The sequence below is a fragment of the Intrasporangium mesophilum genome, from assembly GCF_054783095.1.
Genome location: NZ_BAAGRF010000003.1, coordinates 94,512 through 120,504 on the forward strand (window position 1 = coordinate 94,512; position 25,993 = coordinate 120,504).

17 protein-coding genes and 1 riboswitch are annotated in these 25,993 nt (G+C 70.5%); of the genes, 7 read left to right on the forward strand and 10 right to left on the reverse strand.

The genetic code is table 11. The features are described 5' to 3' along the window. Window positions 1-10 precede the first annotated feature (10 nt). The gene (panB, locus tag ACYVLP_RS01790) at window positions 11-931 is read right to left on the reverse strand and encodes a 3-methyl-2-oxobutanoate hydroxymethyltransferase (protein ID WP_460625622.1); all 921 of its coding nucleotides are present in this window, start codon (window positions 929-931) and stop codon (window positions 11-13) included. Window positions 932-1,182: 251 nt separating this feature from the next. Here panB and ACYVLP_RS01795 point away from each other — a divergent pair, with 251 nt between their 5' ends. The 4 genes from ACYVLP_RS01795 to ACYVLP_RS01810 all read left to right on the forward strand — a co-directional run bounded on the left by ACYVLP_RS01795 (window position 1,183) and on the right by ACYVLP_RS01810 (window position 9,302). After that, on the forward strand, window positions 1,183-3,471 hold the full coding sequence (locus tag ACYVLP_RS01795; RefSeq protein ID WP_460625623.1) for an immune inhibitor A domain-containing protein: 2,289 nt from the start codon (window positions 1,183-1,185) through the stop codon (window positions 3,469-3,471). Between the two features lie 183 nt (window positions 3,472-3,654). Further along, a complete protein-coding gene (glnA, locus tag ACYVLP_RS01800; protein ID WP_460625624.1) occupies window positions 3,655-4,992 on the forward strand; it encodes a type I glutamate--ammonia ligase in 1,338 nt (445 codons plus the stop codon). A gap of 6 nt (window positions 4,993-4,998) precedes the next feature. After that, on the forward strand, window positions 4,999-8,031 hold the full coding sequence (locus tag ACYVLP_RS01805; protein WP_460625625.1) for a bifunctional [glutamine synthetase] adenylyltransferase/[glutamine synthetase]-adenylyl-L-tyrosine phosphorylase: 3,033 nt from the start codon (window positions 4,999-5,001) through the stop codon (window positions 8,029-8,031). Further along, a complete protein-coding gene (locus ACYVLP_RS01810; protein WP_460625626.1) occupies window positions 8,028-9,302 on the forward strand; it encodes an MFS transporter in 1,275 nt (424 codons plus the stop codon). Before ACYVLP_RS01805 ends, ACYVLP_RS01810 begins: the two co-directional genes overlap by 4 nt. 93 nt (window positions 9,303-9,395) lie before the next feature. Here ACYVLP_RS01810 and ACYVLP_RS01815 read toward each other — a convergent pair whose 3' ends face one another. Next, complete coding sequence (locus tag ACYVLP_RS01815) at window positions 9,396-9,839, reverse strand: DUF1810 domain-containing protein (RefSeq protein ID WP_460625627.1); 444 nt, start codon at window positions 9,837-9,839, stop codon at window positions 9,396-9,398. A 118-nt stretch (window positions 9,840-9,957) separates the two neighbouring features. Then, window positions 9,958-10,136: riboswitch (cyclic di-AMP (ydaO/yuaA leader) on the forward strand. Between the two features lie 45 nt (window positions 10,137-10,181). Here ACYVLP_RS01815 and ACYVLP_RS01820 point away from each other — a divergent pair. The 3 genes from ACYVLP_RS01820 to ACYVLP_RS01830 all read left to right on the forward strand — a co-directional run bounded on the left by ACYVLP_RS01820 (window position 10,182) and on the right by ACYVLP_RS01830 (window position 12,057). Continuing rightward, complete coding sequence (locus ACYVLP_RS01820; protein WP_460625628.1) at window positions 10,182-10,679, forward strand: C40 family peptidase; 498 nt, start codon at window positions 10,182-10,184, stop codon at window positions 10,677-10,679. Between the two features lie 304 nt (window positions 10,680-10,983). Next, the gene (locus ACYVLP_RS01825; RefSeq protein WP_460625629.1) at window positions 10,984-11,568 is read left to right on the forward strand and encodes a cytochrome c biogenesis CcdA family protein; all 585 of its coding nucleotides are present in this window, start codon (window positions 10,984-10,986) and stop codon (window positions 11,566-11,568) included. 117 nt (window positions 11,569-11,685) lie between these two features. Further along, a complete protein-coding gene (locus tag ACYVLP_RS01830) occupies window positions 11,686-12,057 on the forward strand; it encodes a hypothetical protein (RefSeq protein ID WP_460625630.1) in 372 nt (123 codons plus the stop codon). A gap of 75 nt (window positions 12,058-12,132) precedes the next feature. On the opposite strand, the gene ACYVLP_RS01835 is transcribed toward ACYVLP_RS01830, so the two are convergent. The 8 genes from ACYVLP_RS01835 to ACYVLP_RS01870 all read right to left on the reverse strand — a co-directional run bounded on the left by ACYVLP_RS01835 (window position 12,133) and on the right by ACYVLP_RS01870 (window position 25,656). Then, window positions 12,133-12,432, reverse strand: a complete 300-nt coding sequence (locus tag ACYVLP_RS01835; RefSeq protein ID WP_460625631.1) for an ANTAR domain-containing protein — start codon at window positions 12,430-12,432, stop codon at window positions 12,133-12,135. A 279-nt stretch (window positions 12,433-12,711) separates the two neighbouring features. Beyond that, the gene (locus ACYVLP_RS01840; RefSeq protein ID WP_460625632.1) at window positions 12,712-14,256 is read right to left on the reverse strand and encodes a hypothetical protein; all 1,545 of its coding nucleotides are present in this window, start codon (window positions 14,254-14,256) and stop codon (window positions 12,712-12,714) included. A 320-nt stretch (window positions 14,257-14,576) separates the two neighbouring features. Continuing rightward, the gene (locus tag ACYVLP_RS01845; protein WP_460625633.1) at window positions 14,577-14,750 is read right to left on the reverse strand and encodes a hypothetical protein; all 174 of its coding nucleotides are present in this window, start codon (window positions 14,748-14,750) and stop codon (window positions 14,577-14,579) included. Continuing rightward, window positions 14,731-14,886: a hypothetical protein gene (locus ACYVLP_RS01850; RefSeq protein ID WP_460625634.1), complete on the reverse strand. Its 156-nt coding sequence runs from the start codon at window positions 14,884-14,886 to the stop codon at window positions 14,731-14,733. Before ACYVLP_RS01850 ends, ACYVLP_RS01845 begins: the two co-directional genes overlap by 20 nt. Window positions 14,887-15,037: 151 nt before the next feature. Further along, on the reverse strand, window positions 15,038-15,370 hold the full coding sequence (locus tag ACYVLP_RS01855) for a hypothetical protein (protein WP_460625635.1): 333 nt from the start codon (window positions 15,368-15,370) through the stop codon (window positions 15,038-15,040). Window positions 15,371-15,419: 49 nt separating this feature from the next. After that, window positions 15,420-15,593, reverse strand: coding sequence for a hypothetical protein (locus ACYVLP_RS01860; RefSeq protein WP_460625636.1), 174 nt, complete (start codon window positions 15,591-15,593; stop codon window positions 15,420-15,422). Window positions 15,594-16,441: 848 nt separating this feature from the next. After that, the gene (locus tag ACYVLP_RS01865) at window positions 16,442-18,688 is read right to left on the reverse strand and encodes an MBL fold metallo-hydrolase (RefSeq protein ID WP_460625637.1); all 2,247 of its coding nucleotides are present in this window, start codon (window positions 18,686-18,688) and stop codon (window positions 16,442-16,444) included. Then, complete coding sequence (locus tag ACYVLP_RS01870) at window positions 18,685-25,656, reverse strand: hypothetical protein (protein WP_460625638.1); 6,972 nt, start codon at window positions 25,654-25,656, stop codon at window positions 18,685-18,687. The genes ACYVLP_RS01865 and ACYVLP_RS01870 overlap by 4 nt, the downstream gene beginning before the upstream one ends. Window positions 25,657-25,993 lie beyond the last annotated feature (337 nt).

The following is a 25,993-nucleotide window of genomic DNA, read 5'->3' on the forward strand; positions in this document are numbered from 1 at the left end:
GGTGCCGGGCTCAGGACTCGAACGAGTGCTCCGCATCCGGGAAGGCGCCCGACTCGACGTCGGCGGCATACGCCTGCGCCGCCTGCAGGAGGGTGCCGCGCAGGTCCGCGTACTTCTTGACGAAGCGCGGCGCCTTGCCGCCCCGCAGTCCGGCGAAGTCGCTCCACACGAGGACCTGGGCGTCCGTGCCGTTGCCGGCTCCGATCCCGATCGTCGGGATGGCCAGTGCCTTGGTGACCCGCTCCGCGACCGGCGCCGGCACCATCTCCAGCACGACTGAGAACGCACCGGCGTCCTGGAGAGCCAGCGCCTCCTCGACGAGGACGTCGGCCGCATCGCCGCGCCCTTGCACGCGGTAGCCACCGAGCTGGTGCTCGCTCTGTGGGGTGAAACCGAGGTGCGCCATGACCGGGATCCCCGCGGTGGTCAGGGTGTGCACGAGGGGGACCATCGCGGACCCGCCTTCGAGCTTGACGGCGTGCGCCAGCCCTTCTTTCATGAACCGAACTGCGCTCGCGAAGCCCTGCTCGACGCTCGCGCCGTACGAGCCGAAGGGCATGTCCGCCACGACGAGCGCCCTGCGTGCCGCTGACGACACCGCCCGCACGAGAGGAACGAGCTCGTCGACGGTCACCGGCACGGTCGTCTCGTAGCCGAACACGTTGTTGCCGGCCGAGTCGCCGACGAGCAGGACGGGGATCCCCGCCTCGTCGAAGATCTGGGCGGCGTACATGTCGTATGCCGTGAGCATCGCCCACTTGCGTCCTTCGGCCTTCCAGCCATGCAGGTGGGGGATGCGGACCTTGCGAATCGGCTTGGGACCACTGCCAGTTGACCCCGTCCCACCGGCCGGGTCGGAGCCCCCGGATGTCACATCGCGCGACCCCGAACCATACGGGCTAGGCTGCTCACTCGTTGCGTCGTCGGACATGCCGCGATCCTAGACCGCCCCTTTCGGGCCGTCGGCGGCCCAGGCGAGTGACCGCCAGTCAGGGCCGCGTGGCCGAGCCCGCGCCCGGGCGTCGGCGCACGTGGGATAACCACATCTCACTGACATCTGATGACATCAGCGGCTTTTCCAGGATTTGGCAAAGTCTGGGCTCTTATCCCCTTTTCGCCCACGGTCTGTGCTCTGATACGCCAGGCGCCGGATCCGGCGTCGCAAAACAGGAGGAACAGATCTTGAACAAGCGTCAGTGGAGCGCTGTGTCGGGGCTGGCCGTGGGGGCGCTCGTCGTCACCGGGCTGACCGTCCCGATGCAGGCTCAGGCAACGCCAGTCGCGAAGGCGCCCGTCAGCAGTGATCCTGCTGAGGCGCAGGCTTCGCAGCCAGACAACCTGCCCAACCCGCTCGCCGAGGCCCAGGCAGCCGAGCGCAAGGACGCCGTCACCAAGCTCGTCAAGGGCGAGGCAACGACCACGACCATCGGTGGCAACCGCGTGATCGAGGTCAAGAGCAAGAACGGTGCGTCCCGCTACATCAACTACCCCGTGAACCGCGAGGAGGACATCTTCACGATCCTCACGGACTTCGGCTCGGAGACCAAGGCCGGATTCAGCACGGCGCCGGGGCCGGTGCACAACCAGATCCCGGCGCCCGACCGGAACTGGGACGGGAACGCAACCGACGACAACTCCACCAACTGGACGTCGGACTTCACGCGGCAGCACTACATCGACATGATGTTCGGCGAGGGGGAGTCGTTCAAGGACTTCTACCTCAAGCAGAGCAACGGCCGGTTCCTCGCCAAGGGCGACGTGTCCGACTGGGTCAAGGTGCGCTACAACGAGGCCCGCTACGGCGCCAAGAACAACGCCGACGGCTACTGGAACTACATCCAGGACACGGCGACCGCCTGGTACGACGCGCAGAAGGCCGCCGGCAAGAGCGACGCCGACATCAAGGCGTACCTGGCGCAGTTCGACAAGGTCGACCGCTACGACTACGACGGCGACGGCAACTACAACGAGCCCGACGGCTACATCGACCACTTCCAGGCGATCCACGCCGGTGAGGGCGAGGAGGCCGGCGGCGGCGCCCAGGGTGTCGACGCGATCTGGTCGCACCGGTGGTACGCCTTCTCCAACCTGGCGGGCAGGACCGGCCCCGACTTCAACAAGCTCGGCGGTGTGCAGCTCGGCACCTCCGGCATGTGGATCGGTGACTACACGACCGAGCCGGAGAACGGTGGCCTCGGTGTCTTCTCGCACGAGTTCGGTCACGACCTCGGCCTGCCGGACCTCTACGACACGGCGGGTGGCGACAACGGCACCGGCTTCTGGACGCTGATGAGCGGCGGCTCGTGGCTCAACCACGGCACCGACTCGATCGGCACGACGCCCGGCTACATGGGCCCGTGGGAGAAGCTGCAGCTCGGCTGGCTCGACTACAAGACGGTCCCGTTCGGCACGGACATGACGGTCAAGCTGGGCCCGGCCGACAAGGCCAGCAACACGAACTACCAGGCCCTGGTCGTCCCGCTTCCGTCGCGCACGGTCAAGACGGCGTACAACACGCCGCACTCGGGTTCCGCCGAATGGTGGGGTGGCTCGGCCGACAACCTCAACACGACGATGACTCGCACGCTCGACCTCACCGGCAAGACGTCGGCCTCGGTCTCGGCGTGGGTGCAGGGCGACATGGAGAAGGACTACGACTACCTCTTCGCCGAGGTCTCCGCTGACAACGGCGCGACCTGGACCCAGGTCGGCTCCGCCCTCAACGGCACCTTCGGCTGGGCCGAGAAGTCGTGGGACCTGTCGGCGTTCGCCGGCAAGTCGGTCCAGTTCCGCTTCCGCTACAACACCGACGGCGGCGTGCACTACAAGGGCCCGTTCATCGACGACATCACCGTGACCCTCGACGGCGTCGCCGGCACGACCGACGACATCGAGTCGGGTGCCGGCGCGTGGAAGGCGGCTGGGTTCTCGATCATGGACGGCACGACGGCGCGCCAGGTCCAGGACATGTACCTCGCCGAGAACCGCACCTACAGCGGATACGACGACACGCTCCGCACCGGCCCGTACAACTTCGGTTGGAGCACGAAGGCAGACTGGGTCGAGCGGTTCCCGTACCAGAACGGCATGCTCGTGTGGTTCGCCAACGGCGAGTTCGGCGACAACAACACGGCCACCCACCCCGGTGGTGGCCAGGTCCTGCCGGTCGACGCTCGTCCGGCGCCGATCATGCTGGACGGCAACGTCAAGCTCGGCAACCGTCGCCAGCCGTTCGACGCGACGTTCGGCCAGGAGGCGACCGACGCGGTGACCTTCCACCGCAACGGCGTCGCCACGGACGTCCCGTCGTCGCCCGCCATCCCGACGTTCAACGACTCGGACCCGAACCGCTACTGGTCCGCGGACAACCCGGGGGCGTCCACGAAGGTGGCGGGCTCGGGCACGACCATGACCGTGGCCAAGACCGCCGACGGCGGCAACGAGCTGCAGGTCAAGGTCCAGTTCAAGTGACCGACAGGCACGACACCGCGTGACCGCGTGGGCCCCCGGAAGACCCCTCCTTCCGGGGGCCCACGCACGCCCGCTGCGTATGCCGTCAGGTCCCTGGCGGCATACCGGGCCTTCGCCACAGCGCGCGTCCCAAACCTTGTGACTCTTAACGTCGCTGCAACACGCATGCGGCAGGATCGACATATGAACCGTCAGGAAGAGTTCGTGCTCCGGACCATCGAGGAGCGCGACATCCGCTTCGTCCGCCTCTGGTTCACCGATGTGCTGGGCACCCTGAAGTCAGTGGCGGTCGCGCCGGCCGAGCTCGAGGGAGCCTTCGCCGAGGGCATCGGCTTCGACGGCTCGGCCATCGAGGGCCTGACTCGTGTCTACGAGGCCGACATGCTGGCCAAGCCCGACCCCTCGACCTTCCAGATCCTGCCCTGGCGCGGCGACCCGCCGGGCACCGCGCGGATGTTCTGCGACCTGACCCTGCCCGACGGCTCGCCGAGCTTCGCCGACCCCCGCCATGTCCTGCAGCGGGCGCTCGGCCGGGCCGCCGACCTCGGCTTCACCTTCTACACGCACCCGGAGATCGAGTTCTTCCTGCTGGAGCAGGAGCGCGGGCCCGACGGCCGCCCGGTCCCTGTCGACGACGCCGGGTACTTCGACCACGTGCCCCACGGCACGGGCCACGACTTCCGTCGAGCGGCGATCACCATGCTCGAGAACATGGGCATCTCGGTGGAGTTCAGCCACCACGAGGGCGCACCCGGCCAGAACGAGATCGACCTGCGCTACGCGGACGCCCTGTCGACCGCGGACAACATCATGACCTTCCGGACGGTCGTCAAGGAGGTCGCCCTGACCCAGGGCATCTATGCGACCTTCATGCCGAAGCCGTTCTCGGAGCACCCGGGCTCGGGCATGCACACCCACCTGTCGCTCTTCGAGGGGGACGCCAACGCCTTCTACGAGGCCGGCGCGCCCTACCAGCTGAGCAAGGTCGGGCGGCAGTTCATCGCCGGGCTGCTCGTCCATGGCGCCGAGATCACGGCGGTGACCAACCAGTGGGTCAACTCCTACAAGCGCCTGTGGGGCGGTGGAGAGGCACCCGCGCACCTGACCTGGGGTCACAACAACCGCTCCGCGCTCGTGCGGGTGCCCATGCACAAGCCGAACAAGGGGCAGTCGACCCGCATCGAGGTGCGGTCGCTGGACGCCGCCTGCAACCCGTACCTCGCCTTCGCGGTGCTGCTCGGGGCGGGACTGAAGGGGATCGAAGAGGGGTACGACCTGCCGCCGGAGGCCGAGGACGACGTCTGGAGCCTCACCGACTCCGAGCGGCGCGCGATGGGCATCAAGCCGCTGCCCGCTTCGCTCGACCGGGCACTCGAGGTGATGGAGCAGAGCGACCTCGTCGCCGAGGTGCTCGGCGAGCATGTCTTCGACTTCTTCCTGCGCAACAAGAGACAGGAGTGGCTGGACTACCGGCACGAGATCAGCCAGTTCGAGCTCAACCGCTACCTGCCCCGCCTCTGACGCACCGTGTCATCACGCACCACGACGACCGAGGGCCAGCTCGCACGGCTCGGCTTCGCCGACCCCGCACGCGCGGCAGCACTGCTCGGCGACCCGGCGCTCCTGCCGTTCCGCGCGACCGCGCCGGACGGCCGACTGGACGCCCTGCTCGCGACCCTCGGCGATAGCGCGGACCCTGACCAGGCCCTCCTCGGGCTGGTCCGAGTGGCGGAGTCCCTTGCAGCCAAAGGCGATCCGGCGGACTGGGGCATCACCGCGCTTGCGTCCGAGCTGGCCAGCGATGGCGTCGGGAGGGATCGCGTCGCGCATGTCCTCGGGGCCTCGAGCGCGCTGGTCGACGAGCTCGTCCGGCACCCGGAGCACTGGCTGGACACGGCCCGGGCCACACGGCATACGGGGGACGAGGTGCGCGAGGAGCTGGTGCGTGCCGTGACGGAGGAGCGCGGTGACCGCACGGCCGTCGACGCGCTTCGTGTCGCCTACAAGCGCGGCCTGCTGCGCATCGCCGCCCTCGACCTGACCTCGACCGACCCGCTCGCCGAGATGCCCGTCGTCGGCGAGGCGCTCGCTGAGCTCGCGGAGGCGGCGCTCGAGGCGGCCCTGGCCATCGCGCGGGAGGAGTACGGCGACGGCCACGAGGCGTGCCGGCTCGCGATCATCGGCATGGGCAAGACGGGCGGCGGCGAGCTCAACTACGTCAGCGATGTCGACGTGATCTTCGTCGCCGAGCCCGCCGAGGGGTTCGACGAGGACACCGCCCTGCGCGTCGGCACGGCGCTCGCCACAGCGACGATGCGTGCCTGCTCCACCCCGACCCCCGAGGGCAGTCTGTGGCCGGTCGACGCGGCCCTGCGTCCGGAAGGCAAGCAGGGGCCCCTCGTGCGCACCATCAGCAGCCACAAGGCGTACTACGAGCGGTGGGCCAAGACGTGGGAGTTCCAGGCGCTGCTCAAGGCCTGGGTCTCGGCCGGGGACAAGGAGATCGGGCTGCGCTACAAGGCCGAGATCTCGCCGATGGTGTGGGAGGCCGCCAACCGCGAGAACTTCGTCGAGGACGTCCAAGCGATGCGGCGCCGGGTCGAGCAGAACGTGCCCGCCAACGAGGCCGCCCGCCAGCTCAAGCTCGGACCCGGCGGCCTCCGGGATGTCGAGTTCAGCGTCCAGCTGCTCCAGCTGGTCCACGGACGCACCGACACCAGCCTGCGCTCGGCCACGACGCTCGAGGCCCTCGGTGCCCTGGCGAAGGGCGGCTACGTCGGGCGCGAGGACGCCGCGACCCTCGACCGTGCCTACCGCCACCTGAGGTGCCTCGAGCACCGGATCCAGCTCCACCGGCTCCGCCGGACCCACCTCATGCCGGTGACCGAGCCCGACCTGCGTCGCCTCGGCCGGTCGATGGGACATCGAACGCACCCGGAGCAGGCCGTCGTCGCCGACCGCATGGCGTCCGCCCGGGAGGTCCGCCGGCTCCACGAGCGGCTCTTCTACCGCCCGCTCCTCGCAGCCGCGGCGAAGCTGAGCCCAACCGAGGCCCGGCTGAGCCCCGAGGCCGCCCGCGCGCGCCTGCTCGCACTGGGCTTCCGCGACCCTGCGGGCGCCATGCGGCACATCGAGGCACTCACCACCGGTGTGAGCCGCCGCGCGGCGATCCAGCGGACGCTGCTGCCCGTCATGCTCGGCTGGTTCGCCGACGAAGCCGACCCGGACGCCGGCCTGCTCTCCTTCCGTCGCGTGTCCGACGAGCTGGGCACGACCCACTGGTACCTCAAGATGCTCCGCGACGAAGGCCGGGCCGCTGAGCGCCTTGCACACTGCCTCGCTCGCAGCCGGTACGTCGCCGACCTGCTGGTGCGCTCACCTGAGAGCGTGTCGATCCTCGGCGACTCGGGCGGCCTCACCCCGAGAAGTCGTGAGGCGCTCACGACGACGATGCAGTCGGCCGCGCGGCGGCGCGAGACGGCGGCCGACGCGGTCGCCGCGGTCCGGGCGATCCGGCGTCACGAGCTGCTGCGCATCGCGATGGCCGACCTGGTCGGCACGATCGACCTCCGGGGCGTCGGGGACGCGCTGACCGACCTGACGGCGGCAACGATCCAGGTCGCCCTCGACGCGACGGTGGCTGAGGCGGAGCGCCGTGACGGACGACCGCTCTCTGGCGACATCCTCGTCGTGGCCATGGGCAGCTTCGGTGGCCGAGAGCTCGGCTACGCCTCCGACGCCGATGTGATGTTCGTGCACCGTCCCCACGAGGGCGCGCAGGACAAGGACGTCCAGACCCGCGCCACCTCGATCGTCCAGGAGCTGCGCAAGCTGCTCGCGGGCACCGGGCCCGACCCGGCCCTCGGCATCGACGCGGACCTTCGCCCCGAGGGCAAGAACGGCCCTCTCGTGCGCAGCCTCGACTCCTACCGGACGTACTACGAGCGGTGGGCCCTGACGTGGGAGTTCCAGGCACTGCTGCGGGCGACCCCGATCGCTGGACCCGAGTCGCTCGCCGCGCAGTTCCGGGAGCTCATCGACCCGCTGCGGTGGCCTCAGCACGGGCTGGACGCCACGCGGGTCCGCGAGATCCGCACGATGAAGGCACGGGTCGAGAGCGAGCGTCTGCCACGCGGCGCCGACCCGCGTACCCATCTCAAGCTCGGGACGGGCGGGCTCACCGACGTCGAGTGGACGGTCCAGCTGCAACAGCTGCAGCACGCGCACCAGCGTCCGTCGCTTCGGGTGACCGGCACCATGGCCGCCCTGACAGCCATCGGTGACGAGGGCCTCATCGGAGCCGAGGACGTCAAGGCCCTGCGCGAGGCGTGGCGTCTCGGAGCACTCATGCGCAACGCCGGTGTGCTGTGGCGCGGGCGCCCCACCGACGTCGTGCCTGCGGACGTCCGGGATGCCGACGGCATCGGCCGCATCATGGGCCGGCCGGCAGGCGAAGCGGCCTCCCTGGGGGAGCTCTGGCTACGGGTCGCGCGACGGTCTCGTCACGCGACCGATTTCAACTTTTACGACTCACCACCTCGGGGTAGCGTCGTCACGTGAATCCGAGTCAGGGGCACGACGGCAGTGCGCCCACCTACGCAGCCGTGCTCCGGGTTCCGCGGTACCTGCCGATCTTCGCGGCCAACGCGCTGTCCATGTGGGGCGACTACATCGCGCGCGTGACGATCGCTGCCGTCGTGTTCGAGCGCACCCGGTCACCGCTGGCGACGGCCACCACGCTGGCCGTGAGCCTCGTGCCCAGCTTCTTCGGCCGCAGCCTCGTCGGGCCGATCGTCGACCGGTTCCCGTACAAGTGGGTGCTCATCTGGTCGTACCTGCTGCGCGCCACCTGCGTGCTCGGCCTCATGGTCCTGGTCGTGGCCGACTCCAGCCTGTGGAGCGTCTTCGTCGCTCTCTTCGCCCTGGAGCTCATCGGTGGCGCCGCGACGGCCTCGAACATGATCCTGCTCACCGACCTCTTCGAGGACCGGCGTCTCTACGCGCGCGCGGTCGGCCTCGGCGCGATGTCGGAGCAGTGCAACCAGGCGTTCGGGCTCGCCATCGGCGGAGGACTGGTCGCCCTCCTGGGCCCCGAGACCGGCCTGCTCTTCGACCTCGTGACCTTCGTGCTCGCCGCCATCGTCATCCTCGTGGTGGTCGAGCTGCGACCCGTCACCGGGCAGCGTGGCAAGGGCCTGCGCGGCTTCGCCCATGACCTGTTCACCGCCGCGGGTGATCTCGCCCATCACCCCGTGCTCGCCCGGCTCGTGACCCTGAGTGCTGTCGCCAGCCTGGGGATCGCCGCTCCCGAGGCGCTCGCGATCCCGATCGCGGGGGAGAACGGCTGGGGTGGGTGGGGTGGCGTCCTCATGGCCGCCCCGATCGCCGGCGCGGTCATCGGCATCGTGCTCATCGGCCGACCTGACGTGCAGCGCCAGAACCGCTCGATCGTGCCGCTCGCGCTCGCCATGCCGCTCCCGCTGCTCGCGACGGCGTTCCACCCGCCGATCATCGTCATCGCGGCGCTGTTCTTCGCAAGCGGGATGATGCAGGCGTTCATGGTGCCGCTACAGGCAACGTTCGCGCTCGTGACCGAGCCTGAGCTGCGGGGCCGCATCTTCAGCCTGGCCGGCTCCGTGTCGATAGCGGCCGCCGGTCTCTCGTTCCTGGCCGCCGGCTGGGTCGGGCAGCACACCAGCCCGTACGCCGGAGTCACGATCTGCGCCGCAGTGTGCCTCGCCCTCGTCGCCCTGCTGTCGGCCAGGTGGCCGCATCGCCGGGTGCTCACCGAGGTCGACCGTGCGTATGCGTCCTCCTCGCACGCCACCTGACCGGCGCGACATGCCGCTCAGCCGCCGGCGCCGGCGGAGGGTGCCGGCAGAGTCTGGGGCTGCTCGGTGCGTTGCCGGGTGCGGTGCGCTGCGTCAGGAGCCGAGGATTCCCAGGGTCCAGTCGTCGCGGCGGCCGGCGAAGTAGTGGTCAAGGACACTGGCGAAAAGGCTTGCTGTGTCAGGGTTTTCGGCTGCCCGCTCGAAGAGTGTCATCGACGAGCGGAGCTTGACGGCATCGATCGAGCCGAGCACTGACGTCGCGTCGCGTGCCGTGAGTCCATCGACCGCACGGGCGCACTCCGTGAGGCGCGGTCCGAGGACCGGGTGGGCGAGGTAGGCGCGTGCCTCGGGCAGGCCCGACACGGCATACAGCCGGGAGGTGGGGCTCTGCCCGAGCCCGGCAACCTGCGGAAAGACGTACCACATCCAGTGGCTCCGCTTGCTCCCGGCGCGGAGCTCGGTGAGGGCCTGAGCGTAGGTGCCCCCGCGGTCCTGCGCGGAGACGAACCGAGCCAGGTCGAACGGGTCATCGGTCACGATTTGTCCATTACACCATCGGGGCCACTTGGCGCACATCAAACACACAGATTTCCATAATCCGAGATCGTGTTGTTACCCTCGACGGCGCAGTAGCTCGCCCGGATCCTTCGGGCGAAACACCGGTACGCCGAATCCTGCCCGCCGGTGGAGCACAGTCGATTCACCAGGGCAGGAGCGGGGGACCCACATGTGGGCCCGTCAGAGGACTGGTCCTTGGGGTGAAGCCGCGAGAGCGGCCGGGCATCTTCCGCCCGAACCCGACAGCTCACCTCGGAGGCGTGGGAAGGAAAACAACCCATGTCCACGACGACAAAAAAACGCAGTCTGATTGCTCGTTCGATGCTCATGACCCCGCTGCTCGCCGCCGGCCTCATCGCCGGGATGAGCAGCGGTTCTGTGTCCGGACCCGCCACCGCGGCGGTTGCGGCAACTCCCGCGAAGGCGGCCCCGCAGACGGTCCGTATGCAGCCCACGGCCACGCTCACCCTGGGCACCCGTGGCCTTCGGATCGCGGCCGCTCAGAAGGGCGACCCGTACCGCTGGGGCGCGTCGGGGCCGTCGGCCTTCGACTGCTCCGGCCTCGTCTACTACGCGTACCACAAGGTGCTCGGCCGCAACATCCCCCGCACGGCCAACGCGCAGCGTCTGGCCACGATGCGGATCGCCAAGTCATCGGTGCGTCCGGGTGACCTGATCTTCTTCATGCGGTCCGGTCGCGCATACCACGTCGGTGTGTATGCCGGCTACGGCAAGATCTGGCACGCACCCCGTCCTGGCCAGCGGGTCCAGCTCTCCCGGATCTGGACCTCGGCCTGGGTCGCGGGCCGCGTCCGCTGACCCAGCGGGCACGGACCCTTCGGCGGGCACCGGCTCGCTGCGGGCTCTGAGCTGCAGCAGGCTCTGACCTGCCGCACGCTCTGACCTGCTGCGGGCTGCTGGCCGCCCAAACCCGGTCGACAACAGCTGGCGCGGACCCTGCAACCAGGGTCCGCGCCAGTCTGCAACCAGACGCTCGGGTCGCCCCAGTTCTGCCTACCCGACGCTCAGGTCGCGCTCGGTCGTTCCCGACATGGTCCGGAAGGATGCGCGTCTCACTCGATGAGGCGCGCAGCGCGCATCGACTTCGGGAAAGGGCGTCGTCGTGCTCACGGACGGCAACGTCATCGGAACCGGGTTCCTGTGCCTGGTCGCGGGCATGTTGTCTTTCGCATCGCCCTGTGGCCTGCCCATCGTGCCCGGGTTCCTCGGCTACGTCGCCGGGGTTGCGGTAGACGGTGGAGTCAGCCGCCGCGGCGGCAGCCCGGTCCTGGGCGCGGTGCTCTTCGTTCTCGGCTTCACGGCCGTGTTTGTCTTCGGGGCGTGGGCGATGGGTCGGGGCCTGGCGTCGATCGAGCTGCCTTCGAGAGGCGTCGAGGTCTTCTCTGGCACCGTGGTCCTGGTGATGGCTGCGGCTTTTGTCGGCCATGGCGGTCGGCTCCAGAGCTCACGCAGGCTTGGGTGGTCTCCCCCAACAGGACTGCTCGGCGCGCCTCTTCTCGGGGGAGTGTTCGCCCTTGGCTGGTCACCATGTGTGGGGCCAACTCTCTCGGCCGCCCTGGCGATGGTGTCGCCGCTGCAGGCGTCCGGCTCGGGTGGCGTCTGGGCCGGTGTCGGGCTGGCTGCGGCTGAGCGTTCGGCTCCCAACCCTGTTCGTGTGACGGCGCTGACTGGCCAGAAGCGGTCGTGAGAGACCTGAGTCGCTGGGATGCGCGTCGGGCGGGTATGGGCACCTACGGCCGGGCCTGCCGGAGCACGCAGGACCGGCCCGATGACCCAGAACCGCGAGGTGAAGGAGCCGAGGACGATGAGTGTGACCAGCTTCCAGGACCTGCCGTTGGCCGACCGCGACCACGGATGGGACGGAGCCGCCGCGGAGAAGCGCGTTCGGAAGTGGGCGGACGCCACGGACGAGCCGAACGAGAAGTACCGGTCTGCCCACGTCTGGTACGACTCGGACAACAAGGACAACTTCACGGCATACAAGCTGCTCATCTGCGATGTGGTGGGCGGACGCCTCCAGGCGGTGCCGAGGGGTGTCATGGCGGCGGCGGCCGTCATGCAAGGGTCGCGTGGCGGGGTCGACCTGCCCGACTCCGACCGAGACCGTGTCAGGAGCCACCTGGCGAAGTACTACGCCAAGATGGGCGAGGACGCCCCGTGGGAGCGCGACGACTGACTGCACGCGCTGCGCGCCGAGGGAGCCCGGACCGGCCGCCCTTTGAGGCAGCGATCCGGGCTGCGTGCTTGGCGCTCAGGCCGGGATCTTCGCCTCCGTCTCGAGAGTCCCCACCTCGACCACGTCGTCGGCGATCTGGTGCAGCTTGCGGTTCTGGCACTGGCTGGCCGTGCGGAGCATGTCGAAGGCACGCTCGCGGGTGACCTTCTCCGTCGACATCACGATCCCGATGGCCGCACCGATGCTGCGGCTGGTCTCGAGCGCACGCTCGAGATGCATCGTCTGGTTCCGAAGCAGCTGGACCTGGTGCGCGAGCTGGTCACGCTCGTCCTGCTCTGCGTCCCAGTCCCGACACGGGCCTCTATGTCCTCCCATCGGTTCACCTCCGGGCGTCACATGCCACGCAAAGCCGGGTCTAGACCGCGTCAGCAATCAACCCACACTACGCCTGCAGCCCGAGCCGAACCTGGGTGCTGCCTCACGACTACCGCCAGCAACAACCAACGGCCGTCCGGGTATGGCCCAGGCAGCGACGCCGTGAGGTCAAGCCAGCGCCTCCGGCGTCGCTGCCACACAGATGGGACCGCCCGCGTTGCCGGGATGGCAACGCGGGCGGCATACGCCCTGCTCCGGGTCAGCCGCACTCAGCCGCAGTCAGCCGCACCACGGGCGGTGCCACTGGTGGACGAAGGCCTGCTCGTAGAGCTGGAGGTACGCCCGGCGGTAGCTGCTCGACGCCGCCCACGTTCTCGCCTGGTCGGCGATGAGACATCGGTGCGCCACGGCAACCGGGTCGCTGCTTCCCGTGATGAGCTCAGCCTGAGCACGCTCCCAGATCATCACCCCGTCGTTCTGGCGGGCGACGGCGACCTCGCTGACGTTGGCCGGCCACACCACGATGCCGGCCAGTAGCGCGACGACAGCGAGCCCCCGGACCACCGTCTGGTCGGTCAGCCTCGTGCGCTCGCGCGGGAGCACGAGGAAGACTGCGAGCAGCCCGGCCCCGCACGCCCAGATCCACGGAGTGCCGCGGTACGTCGCCCCCGGGAAACGGACGATCTCGTGCGACTGCGCGGAGACAGACAGGATCGCTGCGGCGGCGAGGCTCGAGGTGCCAAGCGCAGCTGCCAGACGAAGGAGTGGCTGGCAATCCTCGACCGCCGGGAGCGCCGGCCTCCGGCTCGCGCCACGCAGGGCCACGACCAGCCCGAGGCCGAGGACAAGACCCCACACCCACCCGGTCCCGGTGAACGGCCACGGGTCGGGGAGTCCGCCGCCGACGTTGTGGAAGGCGTACGGCACGCCGGTGCCGGGAACGGCGTTGAGCAGCTGGAGTCCGAAGACCTTGGCGACCGGGCCCGAGAGGTCGACGGACAGACCGGGGTATACGTCGCGGACATTGGCCCCGATGATCAGGCGAGTCGCGACGACAGCCGCGAGCCAACCTCCCGCCAGGAGCCCGATGATCACGGCGCGTGAACGCCGTCGCGCCGGCCCGATCGTCGCAACGAGGACGACGGCGAACGGGATGGCGGCCCAGTGCAGCTCATAGCTGAGCATCACGGCGATGCCGAGCACGAGGAGTCCTACTCCGGCCAGAATCCGCCCGCGCAAGCCCCAGGCGTCCCAGCGGTGCAGCACCCACAGCGCTCCGGCGCCCACGAGGAACATCAGGACGATGCCGCCGATGCAGAGCACGACGAAGGTCGTCCACCCGTTGCGCCCGGGCGAGGTCGTCGTGATGCCGAGGACGAGCAACAAGGTGAACACGAGCGTCAGGCGGCGCCGGGTGCCTCGGTCGAGGGAGGTGCCGTTCCGGCGCCTCAGCTGCCGCACCAGCAGGACGAAGGAGCCGACGACGGCGGCGAGCAGCGCGCACTTGATGAGCCCGTGGACGACGAACAGCGGCAGACCCGACGCGAAGGCGAGCTGCATGCCGAGCAGGTACGTCACGTGCTGCTCGAGAGCGCCGACGGGCGCGATCCGTCCGGCTTCCAGCCGCCACTGGATGTCGTTGATGACCCACGGCAGGACGCCGAGCACGTTGTCGTTCATCCGCGCCGGCGCCGCCGCGTAGTGGTAGCGCTCGTCGGACAGCACCGGCGCAAAGATCCAGGGGAGGAGCAGCCCGAGGGTGCCGACCCCGACCAGACCCCAGCCGAGGCGTGCCGGGATAGTCCGCTTCTGTAGACGAGCCACGCGCGTAGCCTAGGGGGCCGTATGCCGCTGCTTCGCCCGCTCGCAGCCGACTCCGGGCGAACACTCGGCATCGTTCCAGGTTGCCTCATCGCGGCCTGTCTGGTGTCGCCGCCTACAGAATCCAGCCGGTGATGGATCTGGAGCGGATTCTGCAGCCAGTCTCCAACGTGCTCCCACCGCGGCTGGATCCTGTAGTGAGCCCATGGCTGCCGCCGGCGCCCGGCGGCACGACAATCGACCAGATGCTCAGGTGTCGCGACACGTCGGCGACGTGGACCGCAACAACCTGCCAACTGGTCGAATGTTGTGCCGCTCGGCGTTCACGCTTGGGGCAGGCGGCCGTCACCGTAGGTGGCGTTGACCTCGCTGGTGACGATCCGGTAGCCGTCGTACCAGCGCTGCACCTGCCCCTTGGCCTCGCGGTGCTTCTGGAACCGGGCCGAGCATGGCGACCGACTTCTGGTCAGCGAAGTATTACATCGCGTTGGTGACACCGCCCTCCGGGGCGAGCCCCTTCTCGACCCGCTCGAACCCGGGAAGGTTGCGGGCGAAGTCGTCGATCTGCTCGTCGAGCTGGTGGAAGTCCTCGTCGTAGGTGCCGGGTTTGAGAATGAACTGGCAGCAGATCACGTGTGCTCCTGATGGTGGGCTGGCAAGACGAACTGCACCGAGGACCCCGGCAGAACAAGGCACGCTGAGACAAACGCGAGACCATCTCTCATCCGCTGAACCGTGCCACGTCCGTGCGACAACCTTCGACAACGAGGTCCAAATAGGATCGTCAGGAACGTGATCCGCTCGCCCGCGCGTCGTCAATGGGATCGAGATCCCGCCACTTCTCCCATGCCGATTGACGACTGATCCCGAGCGGCGTGCCGATTTCGGTCCAAGAGACGCCTCGGCCACGCGCCCATCGAACGATGCGCATCTCGACCTCATCCAGGAGGTGGCGGACCAACGCCACGTCACTGAGCGAGTGGGCCACAATCGTGCGGACACTTGCCGGGTCTGGAGTCTCGTCCGGCACGGGATCGTCATGTCCCAGATACCAATGGTTCAGGCGCGCCCATGCCCGGCGTCCGTCCTGCCATTTGCTTCTATTGCCGTGTCCCATGGCTGTCAGGATATCCTGACAGGCCGTCGTCGGCCGCCGCAAAAGAACATCACTCAGGGAAAGCCAGCTGCAGATCGCCGCCGAGCGCGCCGATCAGGGCGAGCGCGAGGCCCATGGCCTGGGCGCGGTCGCTCTTCGCCGCACGCTGGGCGAGGTTGAATGCGTGCTCCGCGAACTCGGCGTCACGGATGGCGCGCTCGAGCTCGGCGTAGAGCCGGCTCACGGTCCGCAGCTTCGACCGCCAAACTCTCCTGAGCCTGTCGGCCTCGCGCTCGGCTGGCGTCGGTTCTTGACCCTGAACACTCTCCCTGTTGTCCATGCTCCACGGAATCCTGCTCCCCTTGGGGCATGCTGGAAGATGCCTGGACTGAGCCTCCGACTTTGCGGGGATGTGCCTGGATGGCATGTGGCGGAAGGGAGGCGCTGACGTCAAGGTCGTTCAGAAACGTCGATGGCACGCGAGCGCTATGACGATGCTCAACACGTATGGCCACATGGCTGGATGCATACGAGTCCGCCCGTGCTGCCGTGGCGGTGGTGTTGGCGGCGCGGGCGGACTCGCGGAGGAACCCGATGACTTGCGGACTACCTGCGGACTAGGAGCACACGGTGGGCGCAAACATGCAGGTCGGCGGATCGCGTGTTCTTAGATGTCGAAGTACATCTCGAACCATGTGATCACGCCTCGAAGGATGGGTCGCTGCCACCTCAGTTCTTGCAGGTCAGCGCCGCCTTTTGACGGTACGCCGGACCCGCGCTGCCCGTCCAGCGCATTGGGGGAAGGTGGGGAAGTAGGTCCGCGCGTTCCTCACCGCCCCTGCCGGAAGAGCAGTCTGCCAGCGCGCTCTGGGTTCATGAGCACGTCGGGCAGGTAGAGGTGTCCGAGTAGGCCCACGTCGTCTGGGACCTGACCATCGTGGTGGGCGAGCAAGGCAGCGGTCTGGGCCCTCGAGGAGTCTCAACGCACCACCGCTGCATGGGCCAGATCCCCGTCGGCTCCAAGGGCTCCTCGAGGATCTCGACCTGTCCGCCGGCGGCAGCGCCTCACACGGCGACTGTTGTTGTTGCCCGTCAGGTCAGGGTGAGCACGGCGTCGTTGCGAACCATTCGCTGGTTGCGCCCGGACAGGAGCCGGCGCATCTCGCGTTGCGCGTTCGGGTCACCGTGCACGAGCATTAGCTGCTCGGGGGTGGCCTCAGCGCTCAGCCGCAGCAGTTGCTGCGCGGACGCGTGCGCGCCCAGGTGGAAGGTGTCCACGTGCGCGTTGACCGCCACCGTGACCGGCTCCTCCCACGGCCGGGCCGGGAGCGTGAACGCGCCGGAGCCGTCCTGGGCCAGCTCCTGCAGTCGTCGTCCCGGCGCCTGGGCGTCCTGGTAGCCGACGACGAGCAGGGCGCTGTTCGGGTCCGGCAGGACGGACCGGGCCCACGCCAGGACCGGGCCGCCGGTCATCATCCCGGACGTGGCGATGATGACCCCGGAGCGGAAGGAGCGGATCTCCTCGGAGGTGCGACCCGGCGCGACCGCCCGCACCTGCGGGGAGAACACGCGCAGCGCCGCGCCGTCCGGGCCGGGGCGTCCGTCGTACACGCGTGAAACGTCCCGGGCGAGCCCGTCAATGAGGACGGGCACCTGCGGCAGGTGCGCCGACATGATCATCGCGATCTCCTGCGCCCGCCCGAGCGCGAACGAGGGCACCAGGACGCGCCCGCCCCGCTCGACGGCGCGGGTGACCGTCTGGACGAACTCGTCGACGGCGCGCACGCGCGGCGTGGAGGTCTGCCCGCCGTACGTCGACTCCATCACGAACAGGTCGGCCTTGCGTGCCGCGGCGGGCAGGTCCCACCCGCCGACAGTCAGTTGCCCGGGCCCGGAGACGTCGCCGGTCACGACGACGCGCTGGTTCCCGGCGCGGGCCAGGACCGAGGCCGCGCCCATGATGTGCCCGGCGGGGAACAGCTCCAGATCTAGCTCGCCGATGCGCACCTGCTGGCCGAAGTCGAGGGTGCGCATTGCCGCGAGGGTGCGGGTGACCTCCGGCTGCCCGTACGGGGCGGGCGTGCCGGTCTCCCTGGCCTGCAGCTGCATGACCTTGGCGCTGTCGGGCAGCATCGTCTCGAGCAGGGTCGCGGTCGCGTCGGTGGCGTACACCGGCACGTCGGGCCGCTCGGCGAGGACCGCGGGGACCCACCCGGCGTGGTCCATGTGCGCGTGCGTGACAACGATGGCATCCAGCGGGCCGGTGAGCGCCTCCTTGATTCGCTTGGGACCGCCGCCGTCCCCGGCGCGGGTGCCGGCGTCGACGAGGACGCGGGTGTCGCCGGCGCCGAGCAGGACGGCGGATCCGGCGACCTCGTCGTACGCGCCGAGAACGTGGACGGTCACGGCCCGGTCGGTGATGGCCAGGTGCTCGCGTGGCGGGTTTGCGATGAGCGACAGCAGCCGCGGGAGCCACTCAAGGGTGCGGGAGGCCGCCTCGAGACCGAGGCCGGCGCTGCGTGCTAGCCGGGTCAGGGTGTCCGCGTCGAGCGCGGGCGTGACCGCCGCGTGCCCCGGGTCGACCAGCCGGGGCTCTCCGGCGGTCCGTTCGCTGGAGGGGTCGGTGACCGCGCCGGGACGGGCGCGCGGGGCGAGCAGCTGCGCGAGCCGGGCCGCGAGGGCGGGCACGCCCGCGGCGGCGGCGCTGGCCGCGCGGGCGTGCGCCGCTTCGAGCTGGCGGGTGGTGTCGGCGAGTGCCTCCTGCGTTTCGGCCAGCTGTGCCTTCAGCCGGGTGCTGGCCTGCTCGAGCGAGCTTGCCCGCTGCAGGTGCTTGTCGCGGGCGTCGCGCAGCTCGCGTTCGCGTTGCCGGGATCGGGCATCGGCTTTGGTCGCCGCGTCCGGGCGCGCGGCGCGGCGGGCGGCGCGGCGGGAGTTCCTGGCGTCGGTGCGGGCCTGGTCGAGACGTTCGCGCAGCTCGCGGGCAGCAGCGGCGGCGACGTCCGGGTCCGGGTCGAGCAGCGCGGAGGCTGCGGCGGCGGGGGAGCGGACGGCGGTCGCCTTGCGCAGGGCAGCGACCTGCAGGAGCAGGTCCAGCACCCCGTCGACCTTGGTCCGGTCGGCCAGGACGCCGGCGCGGTCCAGGTCGACCCCTGGGCGAGAGCCGATCACCGCGGCGGCGGCCGAGACGACGGTCGCCGCGTCCTCGTCGAGTCCCGGCAGCCGCGACGCGGCCGGCCCGCTCCGTGCTGTCGGGCCGGCTGATGCGGCCGTGTCGTCGGGAGCGGGGCGTCCGGACGGCTCCGTCATGCTGGCGGGCGTGCACGTGGTCGTGGTCGTCACGACAGGACCCCCGCCAGCGGTCGCGCCGCGGCACGCGCTGCGGCGAGGACCGGCTCGGCCTGGATGGCACCGTCCGGCGCGGTCATCACCAGGTCCAGATCGGCCAGCGTCTGCAGCAGCTCGTCGATGTCGCCGCGGTCCGAGTCGGCCCCGTCCCGCACCGTCGCCGGCGTGCTGGTCCCGGTGGCCGGACACGGTCCCGGCACGGGTGTGACCACGCGAGCCTGCGCGAGCAGGGCGAACAGGTCCCGGTCCAGCAGGAGCGTCTCGGCGATCGCTGCGGCGTCCTCGGCGCTGTCTTCGGTCAGCTCGGCCACCTTGTCGAACATCGTCGCCAGGAGCGCAGCCCGGGCGGGGAAGACGCTGCGGACAAGCGCCTGTCGGTGCGCCTGCGCGTGCCGCTGCGCCTCGGCCAGGATCGTCTCGACCGTCATGCCGGAGTTGCCCGACGGCAGCGTCAGGGCGTGCGCGACCAGTTCCGGCCAGCCGCCGGTCGCCCGGTGCAGCAGGCTCACGCTCGCATCGTCGTGGAACGGCAGCCCCGCGTCGTCGCACAGCAGCCGCAGTCCGGGCACGTCGACCCGGGCAAGGCTCACCCGCCGGGTCACCTCCGGCCAGGCCGCCCCGCTGGGCGAGTCGGCCAGCAGGACCACCCCGACCCGGGTGCCGGCGGTGGCGTCGTCGGCGGCAGCGGCGAGCCCGGTCAGGGCGGCCGGGTTCACGCCGCGGGCGTCGACGAACACGACGGTGCGCGGCTCGGCCCGCTCGACGGCGGTGAGCATGTCGGCGATCCGGGCGGTCGGCAGCACCTGCAGCGCCCGGGCCTGTGTGGAGACGTCCCGGGCGCTGAGCGCGTCCTGCAGCGCGTTCGCGACACACCCGAGGCCGGTGCCCTCGCACCCAGTGATCAGGGTCGTCTGCCCCAGGCCGGCGAGCACGTCGGCCAGCTGCCGCTCGGTCAGCGGAGAGCGGCCCTCGCCGGAGCGGCGCCGGAACGAGCGGGCCAGCCCGGGGGTGGGCACGGTGAGCCGCTCGGACGCGGTCGCGAGGGTGTCGATGACCTCGTCCTGCGTGCCGAGCAGGCGCAGCACAGTGGGGGTCCGCATCCGGTACCGGTTGCCGTCGCGGGCGAGCAGGCCCAGGTCGACGCACTCGGTGACCAGGGCGCGGAAGTCGTCGGCGCCGCAGGCGGCGAACCCTTCCGGCCAGTTGCCGCGGGCCTGCTCGGACAGCTCGTTGAGCGTCAAGCCGTACCCGGCCCCGTGCATGTGGGCGGCGTACGCGATCGTGTACGCGATGACGAGGAACCGGTGGTCCAGGTTCAGGGTCAGGACGTACTTCTCGCGGAACTCCGCGCGCAGGACCGGGTCGTCCCAGACGGTCTCGATGTCCTCGTCGGTGATCTGGTCCGGCGGCATCCCGGGCGAGAGGGGCCGGGAGGTCAGGTGCCGCACGAGCGCGGCCCCGAACAGCTGCAGGAGGGCCGGCATGTTGTTCGCCAGGGCGAGGATCCGGGCGGGGGTGCCGATCGGATCCTGGTAGGTGAACCCGATCGCGGCGAGCGGGCGGGTGATGAGCTCGTGCGCGTGCCGCGGCGCGAGCGGGCCGACGGTGATCTGCCCCAGGTGCGACAACGGCTGGTTCGGCAGCGAGTCAAACCGGGCGGTGCGGTGCAGGCCGGTGAAGACGAACTTGACGCGCTGGCGCGTTTCGAGCATCAGGCGCCGGCACCGGTCGACGGCGGTGAACCGGTTCCCGTCGGCGTCCGCGTCGAGGAACGCGTCGGCCTCATCGAGCAGGATCAGCAGGGCCCGGGAGCCGTCCGCGTCGATCCAGGCCCGGATGCTGGCGTGGACGGCCTCGTCGATGCCGTCGTGTGGGAGGGGTCCAGTGGTGATGCCCTTGGCGTGCAGGTCCGCCCACAGGGCCGACCACAACGTGGCGGAGTTCCCGTCCTGCCCGATCGGGTAGATGCTGCGCAGGATCGCGACCCGGCCGGGCCCCTCGGTGGGGAAGCTCGCCTCGGCCGCCCGAAGGAGGGCCGACTTCCCGAGCTGCCGGCCGCCGGACACGAAACTGGGTCCGGTGAGGTCCTTGACCTGCTCGAGCTCGTGCCGGCGGCCGTAGAACATCTCCGGGGCGGCGACGCCGGGAGTGTCCTTGTACGGCGACAGCGCCGTGAACGGCAGCGCGATGGACGCGAAGGTGGCCAGGGTCCGGACCGGCTGCGCGCACAGGTACATCAGGGCGGCCTCGTCCAGGACGGCCACGAGCGGCTTTGGCCGGCCGCGGGATGCCCCGGCGAGTTCACGACGCTGGTCGGTCGTCAGGGCGGTCCCGAGCCACACCGCGATCACGGACCGGTCGGCGGCCTCGTCGCGGACCCAGTCCATTAGCGACTGGGGCTGCTGGTCGCCCCACACGAGCAGCACCCTCAGGCTGGCCCCGTCCGGGCTTTTCGCGGAGCCGAGCGCAGGCGTGAGCGCGCGGCCGGTTGCGGTGACGCCGGTGAGGTTCACCCAGCGCCGGCGGGCCTGAGTCGGGGCGTCCGGGACGGCGCGGGCGAACTCGTACCCGGCCTGGGCGAGCACGTGCCCCAGGGAGCCGGTGGGGAACTGCTTCGAGGCGGGGTTGCGGCGCAGCTCGCGAAGGCCGTCGATCGCGCGTCGAGCCTCGTCGAGGCGGCCGCGGGACATCCCGAACAGGTCGTGTCCGCGCTGGACGAGCGCGGCCAGGCCGGTGAGGCCCTGGCCGCGCAGCACCTGCTCGGGCCCTCCCGCGGCAGCTGGCTGGGACACCAGTTGACGCAGGTTGTCGGTATTGCGCAGGAACGCCGCGAACTGCTCCCCGGTCTTCGGCTCCGTCTCGAAGACGTCCGGAACGGACGGGTAGAACTGGGCCAGGTGCACGTTGTGGTCTGCATCGTCGTCCGGGAGGGACTCACCGGAGGCGAGCTGCTCGAGGTACTCCTCGGCGGAGGCGATGTTGCCCTGAGCGGCGAGCTGGGTCAGCCGCTCGGCCTGCTCGGCCACCAGCGGGGAGGCTGCGGCGCGCTCGTCGATCCGGGCGCGGGTCTCCTCGATCCGGGCCTGCTGCAGCGTCTCGAGCTCGGCGTGGATCTGCTGGCTCTCGAGGAGGATCCGGCCGAAGTCGCGCCGGGACTCATCTCCGAGGGCATCGACCCGCGTGGAAAGGGTCGACCAGTCCTCCTCAGTGAGCCCGCCGGACATCCGCTGGGTGTCGAGGCGGCGGCGCAGCGTCGCCAGGGCGCCGGCGCGGCGGGTGAGCCGCTCGGCGACGGCTAGGCCGCGGTCCCGGTCCAGGACGGCGGCGTGGGTCGAGTTGCCGGTTCGGGCCAGGCTGATGAGCAGTGCGGTCTGGTCGTGGTGGCCGGCCTCCTTGAGCCGCCCGTATGTCTCCTCGAGCGTCGGGGCGGGCTCGTCGGCCAGCTCGAGCATCGCGGGCAAGTGCGGGCGAAGCTGCGCCGCGTCGGTGATGCGCAGCTCAGCGGGCAGGTCGGCGACCGCGAGCGGGAGCAGGTCGCCGTGCACCGCCAAGGCCGGGGTCGGCTCGTCCCCGTCGGGCGCCTGCCCGTCGCACGCGTTGAACGTCTCCTGCAGCAGCTCGGTGACCGCGTCGGAGATGAACGCCCCGCGCGGGTCGCTCTCCTCGTCGACCGTCAGGGACTCCAGCGCCTGCTCGCGCACGGTCGCGGAGATCCGGGAGCGGACCTCGGCCAGCGCGGCGGTCTGCCAGCTGCCGGTGGAGACGTGCTCGGTGGTGGCGCGCACCCGGGTCACCGCGTCACACCACGCCTCGAGCGCATCGAGGATGTCCTCCCAGCGGGCGTTGAGGTCACGCATGACCGGCTCGAAGATCTTGCTGCTGCGCTTGGACCGCCGGTGGGCGGTCTCGGCGCGGCGGGTGCCCTGCCCGCGCAGCTCGGTCACCGTCTGCCGGACAGCGGGCACATCCTCGACGGTGCCGCTGGCCGCGGTCAGCAGGCCCGCGCCGAGCGGTCCGGTGGACAACAGCCACTCCTGGTAGATCGCGTTCGCGGGCTGGAAATTCAGGGCCCGTCGACCGGAGGTCGCGAGCAGGTCGTTCAGGCGCGTGTGGGCGTCAGCGAGGGCCTGCTCGGCGTCGGTGACGGTGCCGAGCGCGGCACCGGCCTCCGGGAGGACGATGACGCCGCTGCGGCTGGCCTCGATGAGGGCGTCGCCGATGGTGCTCAAGCCGGACTGGTCGGCCACGCACGGGGCCAGCTCAGTGAGCACGCGGGCGGGCCCGGCGTGCGGGGCCAGGAGCGCGACGCGGGCGGCGGCCGCCCACGCGATCAGCTGACCGTCCCGGTCTTCGCTCAGCGCGTCTCGGGTGAGGGTGGCGGCCTCTTCGGAGAACGCGGCGGCCAGGTGCCCGCTGGGGTTGCGCAGCTGGTGGGCGTACGCGCCGAGCCGTCGGGCGCTGACGGACGCAGGCGGCGCCGCGGCGGCCAGCGCGATGTCTGCGGCCAGGCCGAAGCGCAGGTCACCGGCCGCGGCCGCGGCTGCGTCCTGCACGAGGTCGCTGCTCCAGTCGAACGAGTCGGCATCCTCGAGCGGTGCTGACTGCACCTCGTCCGCGCCGTTCGACGCGGCCCGCTCAGGTGCGGCCACCTCGTCCGCACCGGCCGGGGTCCCCGGGAGAGTCGCTTCCGGTACCGGTGCACTAGCTTTGGTCGCTGCCACGGCGGCGCGGGCACGAGCGGGCAGCAGGGCTGCGCCGGCCCCGGCGGCGAGGAGGGAGTCGAGTTCGCTCAGGTCAACGTCGAACGCGCCATCGGCGGGGGCTGCCGCGACCGTTGACGCGGCGTCCGTGCTCGGGTCATCGTGCTCGTCGGCGCGCTGGTCGTCATCATCATCGGCGCGATCATCCTCATCGCCAGCGCCCTCGAGGCCCTCGCGGCCATCGACGTCGTCATCGGAGGAGCGGACGGCTGGACCGTCAGCGAGGCTCTTGTCGGGCTCGATGTCGTCGCGGTCGGCGGGCTCGGAGGCGGTGTCGTCCTCGATGACGGGCGGGCCAGCGGGGGCGTCCGGGTTGAGCTCCGGCTGCCGATCCGGCGCTAGGCCGTCCTCGTCCTGCCCGGCGGATGCGGGGGTGTCGCTGGCGCCGCTGGTGTTCCCGTCGGTGCCCGGGCCCTGCTCGTGAGCGTCCACGCCGGGCGCCGCCTGCTCCTCGTTGTGAGCCGCGTCGCCGTTGCCGGTAACCGTGGTGCCCTCGAGGGTGTCGTCGGTGTCAACCGAGATGACGATCGGCTGTGCGGGCGCGTCGGGCGAGGTCACGACCGGGTGGTCGGTCCCGGCGGCCGGGTCGGGTCTGCCGGGCGCGACGTCCGAGGGGTCGCTCGGAGGCATGGCGAGGTACCCGGAGGCCGCTGCGCTGAGCAGGGCCGCCAGCTGCGGCCACGCCTTCCGGGCCGCGCCTTCACTACTGAACAGGTCGTCGAAGCCGATCTGGGCACCCGCGGCCTTCTCCTGCGAGATTCGCAGGAAGTGATGCAGGGTCTGCAGCGCCTCGAGGGCGTCGTCACCGGCGTCACCGGCTGCGCTCAGCTGCGCGTTCGCCGCGGCAGCCACGGTCGCGATCTCGGACTCTAGGCTGCCCGGGCCGACGATCGTGGTCAGTTCCGTGAGCCAGAGCCGGTCCTGCTCGGCGCGTGCGGAGGCCTCCTCGGCCGCCTGCGCGTCGCGGACCCGTCCGTTGAGCCATGCCGCCGCACCTACCGCGGGAAGCTCCAGCTTGCTCAGCACCGTCAGCAGCGCTGCGAGCTGGCGCAGCCCGTCCGGACGGTCACCCGACTCAAGCTGTCGTGCGACCTCACCGGTCAGGTGTGCCGTCACGGCGAACAACACCCGGGCAGAGGCCCAGTCCTGCACTCCGTCGAGGGCGGGTACCTTCTGCAAATCGTCCAGCATGTGGGCGTACCCGAGCAGGTCGAACACCCAGCCGGCCACGTCCGCTTGGGGCGTGTCCTCTAGGGAGGCGGCACCGGCCGCGCCGTCGCGCAGCGCCGCGACGGTCTCGCTGACGAGCTGCGCGCACCGGGCCCGCTGGTGGGCCATCTCAGCGTTCACAATCTCCTGCGACTCCGCGTCGTCGTAGTCGTCGAGGTCGTCGTAGTCATCGCTCTCGGCGTTCTCGGCGTCGTTGGGGTCGCTGTCGTTCAGCGCGTCCTCGTCGGCGCCGACCAGGGAGAGCAGCTGGGAGAAGTTCCGCAGAAGCTCGGCCGCGTCGTAGTCCTCCAGCACGGCAAGGTTCCCTTGGTGCTTCATCGGCAGCCCCGCCGGGTGCGAGTGCCCTTCGTCCGGCAGGAGGGCTGTGTCGGTCAGGATCTGGTTCAGCCCGGCGAGGGACCGGACGGGCGCCGGAGGTAGAGGTGCGCCCTGAGCTTCGAGCTGGTCCCAGGCACGCTTCGCGGCCGGGTCGGTGAGGGCGAGCACGCCCAGGGCAAGAGACGGCATGCCGAGGTCCGAGGTGATCGCGCCCATCAGCGCTAGCGGCGTGAACGTCGGGTTGGCGTTGCGCAGGAATGCGTGCACGGTCAGGGACATGACCGGGTCTTGGGCGGCCAGGACGGACACCAGCTCGTCGTCGGCGGCCAGCAGCAGAGACCAGACGACCGGCCCGATCGTGCCGTCGAAGATCTTGATCACGGCGGGCTCCATCGAGGCCCGCATCTCGCGCACGTCGGCCGCGCCGGTCCGCAGCCGGGCGAGCAGCTGGGCGGCGGCCGTGCGCGACGGTGCCCGGTTGGTGTGCAGCCCGATCGCGGAAAGCAGCATCTGGCGGGATATGTCATCGACGGTGCGCAGCGCCTCCCACACCTCGTCCGCGGTGACCTCGCGCAGCAGTTCGGTGCCGGCGGCGTCGGCGTCGTAGACCTCGCGGATCTGCTCGCTCGTGGCCCACGGTCCCGGTCCTGGCACGGCGTTCTGGTGGGTGCATCCGGGGCCGTGTCGGTGGAAGTTGCGCTGCCCGGGGCGACGGTCACGTCGCCCCTTACCCCTGTTAGCCATGTGAAGCCCTGTCTGCGGTTCGGCGGTTCGGGGCGAGGCTACCTGTCTGGGGGGACAAGATCGGGTCTTCGGGGCATATCTGCGCCTCAGGGTGCCTGTCGCGGCGACGGGCTCCCCGATTCAAGCCTGTCTGGCGTCCCACCGCGCTTCACGATGGGCCGACGGAATCGAGCCGAGGCTACCCAGCCTGGCAAGGTGCCACCCCCGTGGGCGCAATCGGCCCCTCTGTGACGATGCGTCAGCTAGC